This is a genomic window from Novosphingobium sp. 1529, assembly GCF_040544855.1.
Classification (GTDB): Bacteria; Pseudomonadota; Alphaproteobacteria; order Sphingomonadales; family Sphingomonadaceae; genus Novosphingobium; species Novosphingobium capsulatum.
Map to the genome: position 1 here is coordinate 306,405 of NZ_JBEPKW010000003.1, position 17,975 is coordinate 324,379.

Annotated in this window: 13 protein-coding genes and 1 other annotated feature; of the genes, 6 read left to right on the forward strand and 7 right to left on the reverse strand. The window is 68.0% G+C overall.

What is annotated here, in order from left to right; all coding sequences use genetic code 11:
* Nucleotides 1-14: 14 nt before the first annotated feature.
* Nucleotides 15-1,484 carry a SulP family inorganic anion transporter gene (locus ABIC78_RS09325; protein ID WP_354489182.1) on the reverse strand — a complete coding sequence of 490 codons (1,470 nt, stop codon included), beginning with the start codon at nucleotides 1,482-1,484 and terminating at the stop codon, nucleotides 15-17.
* Between the two features lie 108 nt (nucleotides 1,485-1,592).
* Nucleotides 1,593-1,648: a sequence feature (sul1 is cis-regulatory element that is thought to sense ions involved in sulfur or methionine metabolism; They are found in Alphaproteobacteria), on the reverse strand.
* 197 nt (nucleotides 1,649-1,845) lie between these two features.
* On the opposite strand from ABIC78_RS09325, the gene nfsB reads away from it, so the two are divergent.
* Nucleotides 1,846-2,502: an oxygen-insensitive NAD(P)H nitroreductase gene (nfsB, locus tag ABIC78_RS09330; RefSeq protein WP_354489491.1), complete on the forward strand. Its 657-nt coding sequence runs from the start codon at nucleotides 1,846-1,848 to the stop codon at nucleotides 2,500-2,502.
* A 106-nt stretch (nucleotides 2,503-2,608) separates the two neighbouring features.
* The gene (locus ABIC78_RS09335) at nucleotides 2,609-5,626 is read left to right on the forward strand and encodes a sensor histidine kinase (protein WP_354489184.1); all 3,018 of its coding nucleotides are present in this window, start codon (nucleotides 2,609-2,611) and stop codon (nucleotides 5,624-5,626) included.
* Here the strand turns inward: ABIC78_RS09335 and pip are convergent.
* Nucleotides 5,614-6,558, reverse strand: a complete 945-nt coding sequence (gene pip / locus ABIC78_RS09340) for a prolyl aminopeptidase (protein WP_354489186.1) — start codon at nucleotides 6,556-6,558, stop codon at nucleotides 5,614-5,616. The genes ABIC78_RS09335 and pip overlap by 13 nt on opposite strands.
* Nucleotides 6,559-6,588: 30 nt before the next feature.
* The gene (locus tag ABIC78_RS09345) at nucleotides 6,589-7,851 is read right to left on the reverse strand and encodes a spinster family MFS transporter (RefSeq protein ID WP_054131428.1); all 1,263 of its coding nucleotides are present in this window, start codon (nucleotides 7,849-7,851) and stop codon (nucleotides 6,589-6,591) included.
* A gap of 109 nt (nucleotides 7,852-7,960) precedes the next feature.
* Between ABIC78_RS09345 and ABIC78_RS09350 the strand changes: the two genes are divergently transcribed.
* The 4 genes from ABIC78_RS09350 to ABIC78_RS09365 all read left to right on the forward strand — a co-directional run bounded on the left by ABIC78_RS09350 (nucleotide 7,961) and on the right by ABIC78_RS09365 (nucleotide 12,110).
* On the forward strand, nucleotides 7,961-8,656 hold the full coding sequence (locus tag ABIC78_RS09350) for a TetR/AcrR family transcriptional regulator (RefSeq protein WP_084390822.1): 696 nt from the start codon (nucleotides 7,961-7,963) through the stop codon (nucleotides 8,654-8,656).
* Nucleotides 8,653-9,519 (forward strand): alpha/beta fold hydrolase, encoded by an 867-nt coding sequence (locus ABIC78_RS09355; RefSeq protein WP_354489189.1) that lies wholly within the window; start codon nucleotides 8,653-8,655, stop codon nucleotides 9,517-9,519. Before ABIC78_RS09350 ends, ABIC78_RS09355 begins: the two co-directional genes overlap by 4 nt.
* An 84-nt stretch (nucleotides 9,520-9,603) precedes the next feature.
* Nucleotides 9,604-10,851: an MFS transporter gene (locus tag ABIC78_RS09360; protein ID WP_354489191.1), complete on the forward strand. Its 1,248-nt coding sequence runs from the start codon at nucleotides 9,604-9,606 to the stop codon at nucleotides 10,849-10,851.
* A gap of 8 nt (nucleotides 10,852-10,859) precedes the next feature.
* The gene (locus tag ABIC78_RS09365; protein ID WP_354489193.1) at nucleotides 10,860-12,110 is read left to right on the forward strand and encodes an arsenic transporter; all 1,251 of its coding nucleotides are present in this window, start codon (nucleotides 10,860-10,862) and stop codon (nucleotides 12,108-12,110) included.
* 1 nt (nucleotide 12,111) lies between these two features.
* Here the strand turns inward: ABIC78_RS09365 and ABIC78_RS09370 are convergent, their stop codons facing one another.
* The 4 genes from ABIC78_RS09370 to ABIC78_RS09385 form a co-directional block, all read right to left on the reverse strand.
* Nucleotides 12,112-13,110 (reverse strand): alpha/beta hydrolase, encoded by a 999-nt coding sequence (locus ABIC78_RS09370; RefSeq protein WP_354489195.1) that lies wholly within the window; start codon nucleotides 13,108-13,110, stop codon nucleotides 12,112-12,114.
* 34 nt (nucleotides 13,111-13,144) lie between these two features.
* Nucleotides 13,145-15,508: a TonB-dependent receptor gene (locus ABIC78_RS09375; protein ID WP_354489197.1), complete on the reverse strand. Its 2,364-nt coding sequence runs from the start codon at nucleotides 15,506-15,508 to the stop codon at nucleotides 13,145-13,147.
* A 205-nt stretch (nucleotides 15,509-15,713) separates the two neighbouring features.
* Nucleotides 15,714-16,703 carry a LacI family DNA-binding transcriptional regulator gene (locus ABIC78_RS09380; protein WP_062784204.1) on the reverse strand — a complete coding sequence of 330 codons (990 nt, stop codon included), beginning with the start codon at nucleotides 16,701-16,703 and terminating at the stop codon, nucleotides 15,714-15,716.
* 90 nt (nucleotides 16,704-16,793) lie between these two features.
* Nucleotides 16,794-17,885: an alpha/beta hydrolase gene (locus tag ABIC78_RS09385; protein ID WP_354489199.1), complete on the reverse strand. Its 1,092-nt coding sequence runs from the start codon at nucleotides 17,883-17,885 to the stop codon at nucleotides 16,794-16,796.
* Between the last annotated feature and the right edge of the window lie 90 nt (nucleotides 17,886-17,975).

Below are 17,975 nucleotides of genomic sequence, written 5' to 3' on the forward strand. Positions count from 1 at the left end.
CCAGTCCCGGTGTGCTAGGAAATTGCCGGCGCCAGGCGATCGACCAGGATGGCGCTGGCCTGGTTCAGCCCGATCAGTTCCACCGCGATGCCGTGATGGCGCATCTTGGAAACCACGTCTTCCAGCGCGCCCACGGCGGTGACATCCCACAAGTGGCTGGCGGTCAGGTCGATGCGCACGCGCCTGGCATCATCGCGCAGGTCGAACCGGTCGGCAAAGATATCCGCGCTGGCAAAGAACACCTGGCCCGTCACGACATAGGTGCGCGTATCGCTGGCGGCGTCATAGCTGTCGCGCACTTCCATCATGCGCGTCACCTTGAAGGCAAAGAACACCCCGCTCAGCAGCACGCCCACGGCCACACCGGCGGCAAGATCGTGGGTGGCCACGGTCACCAGCACGGTGGCGACCATGACCACGCCCGAAACCTTGGGATGGCGCGCCAGATCGCGGATCGAGCCCCACGAAAACGTGCTGATCGACACCATGATCATGATCGCCACCAGGGCCGCGACCGGCACTTGCGCCACCCACGGGCGCAGCGGCACCATCACCACCAGCAGGAACACCCCGGCAACCAGCGTGGACAGCCGCCCGCGGCCACCATAGCGCACATTGCCCACCGTCTGGCCGATCATGCCGCACCCGGCAATGCCGCCAAACAGCCCGGCGGCAAGATTGGCCAGGCCCAGGCCGGTGCACTCGCGCGCCTTGCTGCTTGATGTTTCGGTCAGATCATCGACCACGCTGGCGGTCATCATCGATTCGAGCAGGCCCACCGCCGCCATCGCCAGGGCATAGGGCATGACGATGCGCAGCGTTTCCCACGCCATCGGCACGCCGGGCCAGGTCAGCGACGGCAAGGTGGCAGGCAGGCGGCCGAGGTCGGCCACGGTGTGGACCGGCATGGGAAACGCCATGTTGATCGCGGTCAAGGCCACGATGCAGATCAGCGGCGAGGGGATCGCCGTGGTGATGCGCGGCGCAAGATAGATGATCGCCAGGCCAGCCGCGATGAGGGCATAAGTATGCCACGTCACATCGAGCATCTGCGGCACCTGCGCCGAAAAGATCAGGATGGCGAGCGCATTGACAAAGCCTGTCCGCACCGAACGCGAAACGAAGCGCATCAGCACGTCAAGCTTGAGCAGCCCGAACACGATCTGGAAAACGCCGGCGAGCAGCGTGGCGGCCAGCAGATAGGGCAGGCCATGGGCATGCACCAACGCTGCTGCAACCAGCGCGACAGAGCCTGCCGCGCCCGAAATCATGGCAGGCCGCCCGCCGGCAAAGGCAATGACGATGCCGATCACGAACGAGGCGAACAGCCCCACTTCCGGGTCGATCCCGGCGACGAAGGAAAAGGCGATGACCTCTGGAATCAGCGCAAAGGTGCCGACCATGCCGGCGAGGATGTCGCGCCGGGCGCTGGTGGCACTGTCCCACCATTCGGCGCGATAGCGCGCAAAACTGCTGTTGTTCATGCTGTAAAAAACCGAGGAGGTCGCAACGGGCGATCAGGCGGCCGATCTGGCGGGCAGCAGGGGCTGCCAACGGCCGGCCACAGGGCTGAATAGCGCCCCGGCGACAAGCATTGTCCGGCGGATTGGCGGCCGGAATAGCCACCCGGGGTTGCACCGGGTCCATGCGATTGGCGCCTCCCTATCGCCGCGCGGCGCCCAGGGCAATGCCCTGCGTGCAGAGAAAAAATCATGGCCCGATCTGATCGGGCCTGCCCCAAAGGCCATGGAATATGCCGTGGGCAATACCCATAACGCGGGCTGACACCCGGCCGGGCGCCCGCTGCCCGGCTGCCCAGCCCCAGGAGAATCTCCCCTGTCCGACATTCTTGCCACCGCCCGCCGTCGCCACACGGCGAAGGCCTATGACCCCGCGCGCCGCATCAGCGACGCTGATATGGAAACGCTGGAAAACCTGCTGCGCTTCAGCCCGTCGAGCACCAATTTGCAGCCTTGGCACTTCATCGTGGCCGGCACGGCAGAGGGCAAGGAACGCGTGGCCAAGGCCGCGCAGGAACGCTTTGCCTTCAACGCCAAGGCCATCCGCGATGCCTCGCACGTGGTGGTCTTTGCCAGCCTGATCGATGCCAGCGCCGAACACATCGCCCGCATTACCGCCCAGGAAGAGGCCGATGGCCGCTTTGCCGCCGATCCCGAAGGGATGAAGGCGCGCGCCAATGGCGGACGCATCACCTTTTCGGGCATCCACAAGTTCGACACGCGCGACCAGCAGCACTGGCTGGACAAGCAGGTTTATCTCAATCTCGGGCAGTTCCTGCTGGGCGCGGCCACGCTGGGCATCGATGCCACGCCGATGGAAGGGATCGACACGCGCCTGCTCGATATCGAATTCGGCCTGCGGGACAAGGGCTTCACCAGCCTGTTCGTGGTCGCGCTGGGCTATGCCGACAAGGATGCCGATTACAACGGCCGCCTGCCCAAGTCGCGCCTGCCGATCGAAACGATCATCACCCGCGTCTGAGTGAGCGGGCGGTAAAAGCCCGCGCGCTGGGGCAAGCCCCGGCGCGCAGGCTTTTACACACACCCTTGCGCAAGCGCCCGCGATTGCCGATGGACGGCGACCGGGCATGACACACACGCAAGGCAAACTTTTCCCCCTCTGGCGCGGCGGCGCCGTGGTGCTGTTCGCGCTCTGCGGCCTGGCAGGCCTGGCGGCGTCCGGCGCGGGCGCCCCGCCAGCGACGGTTCAGCCCCACGCGGCCCAGCAGCCCGCACCGCTGCCCGCGCCGCCACCGGCCTGGCAGCACCGCAGCTGGACTGCGCGCGATCATGCTCCGCGCTTTGTGCAATCCCTGGCGCAAGACCGCGACGGCTTCCTGTGGGTGGGCAGCGTCGAAGGGCTGTTCCGCTTCGATGGCACCACGTTCGAAGCGGTGCCGCCGCCGCCCGGCCATCCCCGCGCCGCCACGGCCGTCAGCGCACTGGCCGCCGCGCCCGATGGCAGCATCTGGCTGGGCTATGCCGGGCGCGGCGGCGTGGCGGTCTATCGCGACGGGCGCCTGCACGATGCCGGCCGCCCCGGCGATGCCGCCGAAATCACCAGCATCACGATCGGCCCGGATGGCGAGCCGTGGATCGCGGTGGGCGATGGCGAGCATGCGGTCTATCGCCACACCGCCACCGGTTGGCAGGCGATGATCGCCCCCACGTTCGACACCAACGAGGCCGAACCGCAGCTGCTTTCGCGCCAGGGGGATATGTGGTTCGTCACCTGGGGCGGGCAGCCGTTCCGCTGGCCGATTGGGCCGGGCCCGTTTCGCCCCACGGCGGTGCCGCTCACCGTGTCGGGCGGCGGCGCCATGATGCAGACGCCCGACGATGCGCTCTATCTCATCGATTCCCACGGTCTGCGCCGCGTGCCGGATCGCGGCGCCGCCGCTCGGCTTGTCGTGCCGGGCACCGCGCTGCCGTCGGCCAACTTCTATCGCGCCGTGGCCGATCCGTTCGGGCGGATCTGGGCCACCACCGCGATTTCGGGCCTGGTGGCGATCTGGCCGCGCAGTGGCGCGGTGGAGCGGATCGGCGAAGAGCAGGGCCTGACTTCTGATCGCGCATCTCCGATCCTGGCTGATCGCGATGGCAATGTCTGGGTGGGGACAGAGCGCGGGCTTGACCGGTTTTCTCCCTCACCGCTGCGCGTGCTGCCGAATATGGCGCCGCGCGGCGGCAGCGGTCTCTTGGCCACGGCCCAGGGTGGCCGCGTCTATCTTGCCAACGATGCGGCGGTGTACCAGATCGATCCCGGCCAGGCGCCGCGCGCGCTGGCGCAGGTGCCACCATGGGTCATGGGCCTGTGTGCGGGCGCCAATGGCGATGTCTGGGCGATCAGCCCGGATCATGCCCAGGTGGTGGCCGGGCCGCACCGTGGCCAGACGCTTCCCATGCCCCGGCACGTGCTGGAAGTGAAGGATTGCGCCGCCGATGCCAGTGGCGCGCTGTGGCTTTCGCCCAGCGGCCTGGGGTTGTTGCACCAGGTGGGGGCACGGCTGGAACCGGTGGCGCTCGACCCCCGGCTCGGCCAGCCGCAAAGCCTGGCTTTCGACCGGCAGGGGCGCCTGGTCATGATACTCGATCGGCGCACCATCGCCCGGCTCGATCATGGCGCGCTCAGCACCTGGGATGGCAGCAAGATCGGGTTCGAGCGGCCCGGCACGCTCAGCGTGCGCGCTGACGATGTGCTGGTGGGCGGCACCACGGGCCTGCTGCGCCTGGATGACAAGGGTGTGCAGGTCCTCGACGCGCGCGATCATCCCTGGCTGTTCGATACGCGCGGGGTGGTGTCCACCGCCGCTGGCCAGACCTGGCTGATTGGCTATCACGGCCTGTCGCGGGTCAGCACTGCCGCGCTCACCCAAGCCTTTGCCAACCCGACGCGGCCGATCCCGCACGTCACGTTTGATGATGACGATCGCCGCATTGCCCTGCCCCAGGCCGGCGCGGGCGAACAGATCGTGCGCGATGGGCAGGATCGCGTCTTTGCCCTCACCCGCCAAGGCGTGCTTGAAGCATTGCCCTGGGCCAATCCTCTGCCCGAAACCCGCTTTTCGCTGTTCGTACGCGCGCTGGGCGCCAATGGCCACGAATGGCCGGCGCGGCCGGGCCTGGCGCTGCCGGTGGGGACGACGCAGGTGACCATCCGCTATGGCGTGCTCGATCTCGCCACCCCGGCGCAGCGGCGCTTTCGCGTGCGGCTTGGCGGGCTGGACGATGGCTGGGTGGCCAATGGCACCGCGCAAGACATCTCCTATGCCAACCTGGCGCCCGGTACCTATCGCTTTGACGTGCAGACCACCGACCGCGAGGGCGCCTGGCAGCCGCAGGGCGCCGCGCTGACCTTCACCATTCGCGCGGCATTCTGGCAGACCACCTGGTTTCGCCTCGCCGTCGCCGCGCTCGTGCTGTTCGTGGCCCAGGCGCTCTATCGCCAGCGCACCCGCGTGCTGATCGCGCGCGCCAAGGCCAAGCGCGAGGGGCAGATCGCCGAGCGCGAGCGCATCGCGCGCGAATTGCACGATACCCTGCTGCAAGGGGTGCAGGGCCTGATCCTGCGGTTCCAGGCGGTGGCCGCGCGTGGCGCACTCGATCGCACCACGCGGGCCGAACTCGATGCCGCACTCGAACGCGGCGATGACGTGGTTGCCGCCGCGCGCGACCGCGTGATCGACTTGCGCTCCCCGGCGCCCGATGCCGTCGATCTGGCGCGCGCGCTGGCGCCGCTATGCAGCGATGGCCATGTGCCGCCCGTGATCCTGCGCTGCAGCGGCAAGCCGCGCACGGTGGCGATCGCCGTGGCCGAGGAGTGCGTGGCGATCGCCCACGAAGCGGTGGCCAATGCCCGTCGCCACGCTCAGGCAAAGACCATCACCATCGCCCTGCATCACGGCCGTCGCATGCTCACGCTGCGGATCAGCGACGATGGCGTCGGCTTTACCGGCGCGACGCAAGGCGCGGCGGGCCATTTCGGCCTGATCGGCATGCGTGAACGCGCCGCCACGCTGGGTGCCCGGATCGAAATTCGCAACGGCGCTACCGGCGGCGTGGTGGTGCAGTTGCAGGTGCCCGGCCGCCGCGCCTATCGCGCGTAGCGATCGGTGGCGCGGATCAGCTGATCGAGAATGCCCGGTTCGGAAAAGGCATGGCCGGCCCCTTCGACCAGGTGAAACTCCGCCTCGGGCCAGGCCTGGTGCAGCGCCCAGGCATAGTGCGCCGGGCACGGCATGTCATAACGGCCATGCACGATCGTGGCGGGGATATGGCGCAGCCGCTCTGCCCCGGCGAGCAGCTGGCCTGGCTCCAGCCAGCAGCCATGCGTGAAATAGTGGGTCTCGATCCGGGCAAACGCCAGGGCGAAATGGCCATCGTTGTGCTGGGCGCTGTTGGCCGCATCGGGCAGCAGGGTGATCGTCTCGCCTTCATAGAGGCTCCACGCCCGCGCGGCGGCAATGCGCTCTTCCATCGGCCCGCTGGTCAGGCGGCGGTAATAGGCGCCCAGCATGTCGCCGCGTTCCGCAGGCGGGATCGGCGCGACAAAGCGGGCATACTTGTCGGGAAACATCTGCGAGACGCCGAACTGATAGAACCAGTCCAGCTCTGCCTGCGAACACAGATAGATGCCGCGCAACACCATCGCGCTGACGCGCTCGACATGCGCCTGGGCATAGGCGAGCGCCAGGGTGGAGCCCCACGAGCCTCCGAACACCAGCCACTGCTGCGCGCCGACCATCTCGCGCAGCCGCTCGATATCGGCCACCAAGTGCCAGGTGGTGTTCGCCTCAAGCCCGGCATGGGGAGTGGAGCGGCCACAGCCGCGCTGGTCGAACAGCAGCACGTCATAGCGCGCCGGGTCGAACAGGCGCCGGTGGGTGGGCGAAATGCCACCGCCCGGCCCGCCATGCAGGAACACCGCCGGCGTCGCGCCGGGCGTGCCGCAGCGTTCATAGGCGATGACATGCCCCTCGCCGGTATCGAGCGTGCCGGTTTTATAGGGTTCGATCGGGGGATAGAGCGTGCGCAACATCGGCCTATGTTGCGCTCTGGCGCGGCAAAATCAATCCACCCATTCCCGCGCCAGATGGCGCGCGCCTGCCAGCATCAGCACGGCCGCGAGCAGGTAGAAGCCCAGGCCGATCTGGATCGCCTGGCGAAGCGCATCGTTGCCGAAATGCGGCGTGAGCAGGTCAGACAGCTTGCCGATGGTCAGCGACCCCAGGCCCACGCCGATCAGGTTGTTGATCAGCAGGAACGCGGCAGAGGCCGTGGCGCGCATCGGTGCGGGCACCAGGTGCTGCACCGCGGTCAGGATCGGGCCGAGCCAGATATAGACCAGCGCCTGGGGCAACAGGAACAGCCAGAACGCCAGCGCGGCGCTGCCGGCATGGAGCCCGGCGACGAACAGCGGCACCCCGGCCAGGAACGCCAGCGCGGGCACACGGGCATAGGCGGCGCGGCTGCGCGTGCCCAGCCAATCAGCCAGCACGCCCCCGGCCATCACCCCGGCAGAGCCGCCCACCAGCAGCAGCAGGCCAAAGAACTGCGAGGTTTCGACCAGGCCCAAGGCAAACGAGCGGCGCATCAGCGAGGGCAGCCAGAACGCCAGGCCATAGCCCATCATCGAACACGACGCTGCGCCCAGCGCCAGCAGCCAGAAACTGCGCTTGCGCGCCAGGATCGCCAGCACCGCGCGCATCGCCGGCGCTTCGCCCGCTTGCGGACGGCGCGGATCGCGCACGGTCCAGGCAAACAGCGGGGTGAATGCCAGGCCAGCCAGGCCCACCGCCAGGAACGCCGCGCGCCAGTTCACCGCCGCCGCGACATAGCCGCCCAGGAGGATGCCCGCTGCCGATCCCAGCGGGATGCCCAGCGAATAGATCGCCAGGGCCCGCGCCCGCCGCTGCGGCGGAAAGGTATCGGAAATCAGCGCATAGGATGGCGCCACCCCGCCAGCCTCTCCCACGCCCACGCCCAGCCGGCAGGCAAACATCGCCCAAAAGCCCGAAACCATGCCGCACAGCGCGGTAAACGCGCTCCACACCGCCAGCGAGGCCGCGATCACCCGCGTGCGCCCGCGCCGATCGGCCAGCCAGGCCAGCGGCAGGCCCATGGTGGAATAGAGCAGGGCAAAGGCAAAGCCGCCCAGCGCGCCGAGCTGGGTGTCGCTCAGGCCCAGATCGGCCTTGATCGGCCCGGCGAGAATGCCCAGGATCTGCCGATCGATGAAATTGAACGTATAGACCACCAGCAGCATCGCCAGCACGAACGCCGGGCGGCGCAGCAAGGGCAAGCTATCGTGCGATTCTGGCGCAGGTGGCATTCGTCTCTCCCATTGAGCGCGGCGTGGACTTGGCTGTACCTTGCGCTGCCGGCCGGTTCCGGCATACTAGTGAAAAATGAATCACTCTTCAAATTAGAACTGGCTGCTCATGGCTGAAACCCGGACTTCTCCCGCGCCTTCCTCCGCCACGGCGGCACCGCAGCCCGATGCCGCGGCGGCAGCACCAGCGCCCCGCCCGTCCAAGGTGCCCAAGACCGAGCGCGGCCGGCGTACGCTGCGCGCGCTGCTCAATGCGGCGGCCGAAGAGTTTGGCGAAAAGGGCTTTCACGATGCCGCGATCAGCCAGATCACCGCGCGCGCCGGCGTCGCCACCGGCAGCTTCTACGTCTATTTTGACAGCAAGGAAGCGATCTTCCAGGCGCTGGTGCGCGATCTCTCGGGGCAGGTGAAGGATTTCGTCGGCCCCAGCATTGCCGCAGCGCCCAACCAGCTTGCCGCCGAAAGCGCCGGCCAGCTCGCCTATCTGAACTTCGTGCGCCAGCACAAGGAGATCTACCGGATCATCGATGAATCCGAATTCGTCGATCCGGCCGCCTATCGCGAACACTACACCAATTCGGCCGCGCGCATCGCCGCCCGGCTCGAAGCGGCCGCCCAGCGCGGCGAGATCAGCGCAGGCGACAGCGAAGTGCGCGCCTGGGCGATCATGGGCATGAACGTGTTCCTCGGCCTGCGCTTTGGCGTGTGGGGCGATGAGGCCCCCGAAGCCGTGGTGCAGGAGGCCGGACGCCTGCTCGCCCATGGCCTGTCATCGCCAAGTGCCAGCGGGGAGGAACGCGCGTGACGGGTTCTGCGCCGTTCGCCCTGCGCCAGTGGACATCGCCCGATGGGCTGGCGCTGTCGGGCCGGGATTATGCCGCAGCGCCCGGCCCGGCGCGGCTGCCGGTGGTGTGCCTGCACGGCCTGACGCGCAATTCCCGCGATTTCGAGGCAATCGCCCCGTGGCTCGCCGCGCGGGGGCGCCGGGTGCTGGCGCTCGACATGCGCGGGCGCGGGCTTTCAGCGCGCGATCCGGCGCAGCGCTATGACGTGGACACATATGTGGCCGATGTCTGCGCCCTGCTCGATGGCCTGGGCATTGCCCGCGCGGTGTTCATCGGCACGTCGATGGGCGGGCTGATCACGGTGGCCCTCGCCACCCACGCCCCCGCCCGCGTCGCGGCCGCCGTCATCAACGATATCGGCCCGGAACTGTCCCCGCGCGGCCTCGCGCGCATTGCCGGCTATGTCGGCAAGGGTGGCGCGATCGCCACGTGGGACGATGCGGCCAAGGCCTGCGCCACGCTCAACGCCGATGTCTTTCCCCACTATCGCGCGGCAGACTGGCTGGCCATGGCCCGCCGCCTGTTCCGCGAAGAGGACGGCGCGATCGTGGCGGATTACGATCCGGCCATCGCCCAGGCCTTTGGCAAGATCGTGGCCGATCCCGATCCCTGGGGCAAATGGCATGCCTTTGCCCAGGATCGCCCGGTCCTGGTGCTGCGCGGCACGGCCACCGATCTGCTGGATGAAGCCGTGGCCCAGGCCATGGTTGCCGGCAAGCAGCAGGCCCGGCTCGCCGCCATTCCCGGCATCGGCCACGCTCCGATGATGGACGAGCCCGACAGCCTCGCCGCCCTGGAGGCCTTTTTCGCCACCCTGCCCTAAGCCGCACCCCATGCCCCCATTGCCAGGGAAACATCCCGCCACGGCAGAGTTCACCAGCCAAAGCGGGTTCAAAGGGTTAAGGGCGTGGGCGCAGCAGCAACGGACAATGCCGATCGGCGGCGCGCAACCCGCGCCCTGCAGGCGCTCAATTTCTTCATGGCTGATATGCAGGCCGGCATCGGCCCGTTCCTGGGCGTGTTCCTGCAGCAGCGCGGCTGGCAGACGGGGCCGATCGGCACGGTGATGACCGCCGGCGGCATTGCCGGCATGGCCATGACCGTGCCGGCCGGCGCCTTTATCGATCACACCGCGCACAAGCGCTGGGTGGTGGTGATCACCGGCATCTGCACCGTGCTTGCCTCGTTCCTGCTGCTGTGGTCGCAGGCGTTCCTAGTTGTCGCCGGCAGCCAGGTCGCCACCGCGATTGCCGGCGCGGCGATCGGCCCGGCCGTGGCGGGGATTACCCTGGGCGTAGTGCGGCAGCGCGGATTCAACGCACAGAACGGCCGCAACCAGGCGTGGAACCATGCCGGCAATCTGGTCGGCGCCGGGCTGTCCGGCTGGCTCGGCTGGCGCTTTGGCATGCCGGCGATCTTCTTCCTGGCGGCAGCGTTCGGCGTCATGGCGATCACCGCCGTGCTTTCCATCCCCGAACGCGCGATCGATCACCGCGCCGCGCGCGGGCTGGAGCCGGAACACCAGGCCACGGCCGATGGGCAGGCCGAGGGCTTTCGTGAACTGCTGTCGAACAAGCCGCTGCTGATCCTCGCCGCCGCGCTCGCCTGCTTTCACCTCGGCAACGGGGCGATGCTGCCGCTTTATGGCATGGCGGTGGTGGGCATGGGCAAGGGCGATCCGGCCATGTTCACCGCGACCACGGTGATGGTGGCCCAGGCCGTAATGATCGTGGCGAGCCTCGCGGCGATGAAGCTGGCGCATCAGCGTGGCTATTGGCTGGTGCTGCTGGTGTCGTTCGCGGCGCTGCCACTGCGCGGGCTGCTTGCCGGCGCCTTTATCGAACACTGGGGCGTGTGGCCGGTCCAGGCGCTCGACGGCATTGGCGCTGGCCTGCAAAGCGTGGCGGTGCCGGGCCTGATCGCCTGCCTGCTCGATGGCACGGGCCGCGTCAATGTGGGCCAAGGCGCGGTGATGACCGTGCAGGGCGTGGGCGCCAGCCTCTCTCCCGCGATCGGCGGGTGGCTGGCGCAGATGCTGGGCTATCATGCCACGTTCTTCATTCTCGGCGGCTTTGCCCTCGCCAGCCTGGCCCTGTGGATAGGCTTTGCCGGCACACTGCGCCCGGCTTGCGCGGCCGGCGCGGGCCGGCCATGACGGCGCCGATGCCAACTGCAACAGGCGCCATCTGGGCGATCGCCAGCCTTGCCACCGCCGGGGTGATCGCGCGCCCGATGCGCTGGCCCGAATGGATCTGGGCCGCCAGCGGCGCCGCGTTACTGGTACTGACCGGACTGATGCCGCTGCCCGCCGCCGGCGCCGCCGTGGCCAAGGGGCTAGACGTTTACCTGTTCCTCACCGGCATGATGCTGCTGAGCGAGGCGGCGCGCCAGCACGGCGTGTTTGACTGGGTCGCCGCTGCTGCCGTCAACCACGCCGGCGGATCGCGCGCTCGGCTGTTCACGCTGGTCTATGCCACCGGCGCGGTGGTCACCGTGTTCCTGTCCAACGATGCCACCGCCGTGGTGCTGACCCCGGCGGTCTTTGCCGTGGCGCGCAAGGCGCGGGCAGAGCCTTTGCCGCTGCTGTTTGCCTGCGCGCTGATCGCCAATGCCGCCAGCTTCGTGCTGCCCATCTCCAACCCCGCCAACCTTGTGCTCTATGGCGGGCACATGCCGCCGCTGGGGCCGTGGCTGGCCGCCTTTGCCCTGCCCTCGCTGGCGGCAATCGGCGCCACCTATGCCGTGCTGCGCTGGTATTTCCGCCGCGATCTGGCCGGCACTTGCGCCGCCGTGGTGGAACGGCCCGCCCTGTCGCGCGCGGGCAAGGCGGCGGTGCTGGCGATCGTGCTGACGGCCGGCGTGCTGCTGGCGGCCTCGGCGCTCGATCGCCCGCTTGGTCTGCCCACGGCCGTGGCGGGCCTGGCCTGCGCCATCGGCGTATCGCTGTTCGCGCGGCAATCGCCGCTGGGCCTGGTGCGCCACGTTTCCTGGGGCGTGCTGCCGCTCGTTGCCGGCCTGTTCGTGGTGGTAGAGGCGGTGGATCGCACCGGCGCGATCGGCGCCTTGGCGCGGATGCTGTCGCAGGCCACGGCCCAGCCGGCAACGACGGCGCTGGCCGCCGGCACGGTCCTGGCGTTTGTGTGCAACATCATGAACAACCTGCCCGCAGGGCTGGTCGCGGCCGGAACAGTGGCCCTGGCACATCCGCCGCGCGTGGTGGTCGATGCCCTGCTGATCGGTGTCGATCTTGGGCCGAACCTGTCGATCACCGGCTCGCTCGCCACGATTCTGTGGCTGCAGGTGATCCGGCGCGAGGGCGAAGACGTGGGCTTTGCCACGTTCTTCAAGCTGGGCCTGATCGCGATGCCGCCCGCCCTCGCCCTCGCGCTGCTGTGCCGGGTGTTCCTGGCCTAGCTTAACCCAGCTGGCGGTCCAGCCAGCTTGCGGCCAGGTTTGTCCACTGCCCGGCCGGCGCATTGGCCGGGCCAGTGCCAAAGCCGTGGCCGCCTTCTTCAAAGAAATGCGCCTCCACCGGGCGGTGGGCGGCCTGCATCGCTTCGATGAACAGCGTGCTGTTCTGCCACGGCACGGCCGGATCATCGAACGAATGCGCCAGCATCACCGGCGGCGTCTGCGCGCCGACATGGCGCGCCGGCGATCGCCGCGCGATCAGCGCCGCATCGGGATGATCGCCCAGCAAGCGGCTGCACGAATACGCGTGGGTATAGGGCGGCTCCATCGCGATCACCGGATAGACCAGCACGCCGCAGGCCGGCCGTGCATCCAGACGATCGATCGCATCGCCCGGCGCGAACAAGGCCTCGTCATACCCGGTCAGCAGCGAGGCGGCGAGATGGCCACCAGCGGAAAAGCCGATCGCCGCCACCTGCGCCGGATCAAACCCGTGCGTGCCGGCCAAGGCGCGGATCTGCCGCATCGCGCGCTGGGCATCGGCCAGCGGCACATCGGCGCGCGGGGTCCAGCCTTCGCCGGGCAGGCGATAGACCAGCACGAACACGGTATAGCCCAGCGCGGTAAACCGCACGGCCACGTCGACGCCTTCGTTGCGCACCGAAACGAAGGTATAAGCCCCGCCCGGAATCACCAGCAACGCGCGACCATTGCCTTGGTGCGGGCGGAACACGCGCAGTTCCGGCGCAGCCACGTCGGTCACGAACGTGGCGGCCAGATCGGCCGCGCGCGCCACCGGGTGAAAGGTTCCACCCGGCGCCACGCGCCCCTGCCACAGCGGCACGGCCTCTGCCGCCTGCCACGCCGGCGGCAGGGCGCTCGCCCCGATCGGGGTTTGCAGCGGCGCGCGCGCATGGCCCGCCGCGGCATCGGCAAACGAACCGGCCATCATGGCGCCCCCCAACAGGCCCAGCATGCCCCGCCGGTTGATTGCATGGTCCATCGCCCTTCCCTTCGCACGTTCGCGCTTTCCAGCGTCAATACTTGAAGCCGATGCGAATGCCATAGGTGCGCGGCGGCGCATAGCTTGCCGTGGTCGAACTCCACACCGGCGTCACCAGCGTGGGAATGCGGCGATCTTCCAGATTGTTGACGAACAGGTTGACATAGGCGTGGCCGCTGGCCTCGTCGAACTGCAGGTTGAGGTCGGTCTTGGTATAGCCATCGATCAGGCCCTGCGCGATGTTCTGCGCCGTGGCATAGCTGTGGGTCTGGTAATAGAAATCCACCGCCGGCGTGATCTTGGCGCCAGAGGCAAATGTGAACGTGTGGCCATAGCTGGCGCGCGCGCTGAACGTCGGGGCATTGGGCAGGCGCTTGCCGGTGTTGTCGGTCGTGGCGGCATTGATTGGCGCATAGCCCAGGAGCGGCGCAAAGATGTTGTACATCGTATCGGCATAGAGCAGCCCATCGGGCGTATTGGCAAAGCTGCGGAACTTGGCGTCCATCAGCGAGATATAGCCCGAGAAGCGATCGGCCGAGGTCGGCCGGAACGTGGTTTCCAGCTCCAGCCCGCGAATGCGCGCCTTGGCGGCATTGGTCGTCACCGCGATCGGCCCCTGCACCGGATCGACGATGATCGTCGAAACCTGCAGGTCGCGATAGTCCATCTGATAGGCGGTAAGGCCCACGAACAGGCGGTTGTTGAGCAGGTTGGCGCGCAGGCCCGCTTCATAGTTGGTCACGGTTTCAGGCGCATACTGGCGGAACGCAGCGGGGTTGGTGCTGGCCTGCAGGCCACCGCCGCGATAGCCGGTCGATACCGAGGCATAGCCGATCACGTCAGGCGTGATGTCGGCATCGAAGCCGATCTTCCAGTTCACCTTGCTGAACTTGGCCGCCGGGCGGTTGCTGTCATCGGTATAGGCGAGGGCAAAGGTCGGGCAGGTGGTGGAGCTGATATTGGCGCGCGTCACCGTGTCGCCCTGGCAGACCAGCTGCTGCTCGCGCGAGAACACCTTGTCCCAGGTGGAACGCAGGCCCAGGTTGATGCGCAGGCCCGATACCGGCTTGAGCGTCGCCTGGCCGAACAGCGCCTTGGAACGGCTGCCCGTGCCCGAATAGGTGTTGACCACGTCCACCGCGCTGATCGTGGAAATCTGGTTGCCGGTGCCGGCCACCTTGGCGCCAAAGATGTTGTACACGCTGTTGAACGGGGCCGGCGCGGTGTTGCCGGCGTGCAGCAGGCGCTGGCCCGAGGGCTGCTTGTCTTCCGAGATATAGGCGCCGGCAACCAGCTTGATCGGCCCGCTTTCATAGTTCACGTCAAGTTCGTGCGACCAGGTCTGCATGCGCTGATTGATGTATTCCTGCGAGAATACGCCGCTGGTTGCGGTCACGCCGTTGTTCTTGAGTTCGGAATAGCCAGCCAGCCAGGTCAGCGTCAGCGCGCCCGATGCGCGCCACACCATCTTCGAGCGCACGTCATAGCTTTTGACCGCCTGGCGATTGTTGGTCACCAGATCGAGGCCGGGATTGACCGCATCGCTCGGCACGATCACGCCCTGGCCAAATGTGCCGGTCTTGAGATCGGCATTGGGGTAATAGGTATAGTTGCGCAGATAGACCGCGGGCACGGTGCTGTTGTTCTCGCCATAGGCGCCCGAAACGCGCCAGCTCAACGTGGGCGTGATATCCCACTTGGCAGTGACACGCACGGCCGACAGATCGGTCTTGTCAAAGCGGTCGGTCTTGAACTGCGGGCCATAGCCGTCGTTGATCTGGTGGAAGGCGGCAATGCGGATGCCGAACGTATCGGCAATCGGCAGGTCGATCGCGGCCTGGGCGCGGATATCGTTGAAGCGGCCATACTGCACGCTGGCGCTGCCACCCAGGTTGCGGCCCGGATCAGCAGTATTGATGTTGACGACGCCGGCCGTGGCATTGCGGCCATAGACTGTGCCCTGCGGCCCGCGCAGCACTTCGATCGAGGCCACGTCGAACACCGCCATGGTCAGCGCGGCGGAAAACGGATTGTAGATGCCGTCGATCTGCGTGGCGACGGTGGAATAGCCGCTGAAGCCGTTGTTGCTGCCGATGCCGCGAATGGCAAAGCCGTTCTGCGACAGCTTGAGCGAAGGCACCGTGGTGGCCAGCTGTTCGCCCGTGGTCAGCCCTTGGCGATCGAGCAGGCCCTGCGCCACCACGCTGACGGCGATCGGCGCCTTGCTGATGCGCTCGCTGCTCTTTTGCGCGGTGACGACGATTTCGGCGGGCGGCGTATCGGCCACTGCCTCGGGCGCGGCATGCGGGGCGGCTTCCTGCGCCAAGGCGGTGGTGGGCGCCGTCAGGGCCAAGGCCAGGATGCCGGCCGAGCCGAGCAGGATGGTGCGATGGATCATGTGTCTCTCTCCCTGGTTGGATCGGCGCCGCACCGGACAGGCCGGCGCGTGGTCGTCCGCGATTCGACGCTACGCCTACGCCATCATTTTTGTTTGCGCAATCGATTGCGCACCAATGCGCAAAAATTGCCCTGGTCGCCTTGGCGGGTGTCTCACGCTGTCACGTTGGCTGTCGTCAGGTGGGCTGTCGTCAGGTGGCTTGCGCTCAGGTTGACTGGCGCACCAGCAGGCGCGGCTCGATCCGCACCGAGGGCGCGTCTTCGCCGGCAATGCGCCGCATCAACAGATCGACCATGATCCGCGCCCCTTCGCGCAAGTGCTGGTCGATCGTGGTAAGCGCTGGCACGAGATGCCCGGCGATCGGCAGCCCGTCATAGCCGATGACCTTGATCGTGCCCGGCACGTCGCAGCCCATTTCGGCCAGCGCCTTGAGCATGCTGGCGGCGGTCACGTCGGCGCCAGCAACGATACCATCGGGCATGCTGTCGAGCGCGCCCAGGTGCTTGGCCAGATCGCGATAGGCGGCATCGGGTTCGAAGTGCGAGGGCAGTTCCACCGGCGGCGGCAGTCCGGCGGCGGCCAGCGCGGCACGCACCCCAGCCAGGCGCTCGCCAAATTCCACGCCCAGCCCCGGCCCGGCAAAGGCCAGCAGGCGGCACCCCCGCGCGATCAGGTGTTCGGCCGCCATCTGCCCGCCGCGGAAATTGTCCGATCCCACCGCGCAATGGCGCTGCCCTGGCATCTGCCCGCCCCACACCACCATCGGGCGATAGCGGCGGGCCATGCTTTCGATCACATGGTATTGATCCGATTGACCGATCACCAGAATGCCATCGACCCGGCCGGTGCCGATGTAACGATCCAGCCAGCGCTCATCATCGGGCAGCACGCGCGAGAGCAGCAGGTCATAGCCATGCTCGACCAGGGCATCGGCGAGGAAGCCGATCATCGTGTTGAAGAACGGGTCAGACAGGTGCTGCAACGCATCGTGGCCCATTGGCACCACCACGCCCACGGTCATTGTGCGCTGGGTGCGCAGGTTGCGGGCGATGGCGTTGGGCTGATAGCCCAGCTTTTCCGCCAGGGCGACGATCCGGCTGGTGGTCTCTTCGCTGACCCGGCCCGTCCCGCTCAGCGCGCGGGATGCGGTTGCGGTGGAAACCCCTGCCAGTTCAGCAAATTGCTTGAGATTCATGTGGTCCGTTTCATCGTATCGCCGCTGCCGCCGGCACCATGGCGCGGCGGCTATCCTACGGCAAGGCCATGCCTGTGCCCAGGCGGGCGCCTATCCCGCCGGCTGGCCAAACGCGCGACGCAAGGCCGCCAGCCGCGCCGCGATCAACCGGCGCGAGGGCGATGCATCGGGCACCACGCGATCAAACCCGTGATAGGCGCCAGGGATCACCAGCAGTTCGGTCGGCACGCCGGCATCGGTCAGGCGCCGGGCATAAGTGATGTCTTCATCCACGAACAGATCGATCCCGCCCACCGCGATGAACGCCGGCGCCAGGCCGGCCAGGTGCGCGCAGCGGGCCGGCACCCCGGCCGCCGGCACCGCGCGCCATCCCGGCGTGGCGCCCAGGAAACTCTCCCAGCCAAAGCGATTGGCCTGCGCGTCCCAGCCCAGCTTGCCGATGCCGGGCGGCGGCATCACCGTGCTGCCGGTGCGATCATCGAGCATGGGATAGGTCAGCACCTGCAAGACCAGCGGCACCTCGCCCCGGTCGCGCGCCTGAATCGCCAGCAGGGCGGCATGGCCACCGCCGGCGCTTTCGCCCATTACCGCCAGCCGCCGCCGATCGACGCCCAGCGCCTCGGCCTGGTCATGCAGCCAGCGCAGCCCGGCATAGGTTTCCGCCACCGACCGGGTAAACCGTGCCTCTGGCGCCAGGGTATATTCCACCGAGACGATCACGCAATCGAGGGCGTGGGCAAAATCCTGCAGATAGCCGCGTTCGGCCAGCGCGGAACCGGCGACGAAACCGCCGCCATGGGTGTGCAGGATTGCCGGGCGCGGGCCGACGCTAGGCCGGGTGCCGGCATTGATCACCTGCACCGTCACGTCGGGAATGCCTGGCCCCACTGGCACCTTGCGCGCCTCCACCGGCACATCGGGGCGCAGCGGCCCGGCCATCGCCGCCCCGCCCCCCCGCAGGATCGGCAGCCGCGCGGTGGTCAGCGGGGAAAGCTTGGCCCCCATGGCCAGGACAGTGGCCGCGCCAGCGCGCAACTCGGGATCGACGCCGGCGAGCGGATCGGCGGCAGCTGCGCTGGCAAAGTCCAGCCCGCCGATGCCCAGGCTGCTGAGGCCCATCCCACCCAGGCCAACCCCCAGCGCCACGCCACCCCGGCGCAAGACCGACCGTCTGTTGATCATCACCTTCTCCCTCGCCGTCGCGGCCATGCCATCTTGCATAAGGCGGCTATTTGCACAATCGTTTACTCAAACGCGCAACAGCGCCAACCC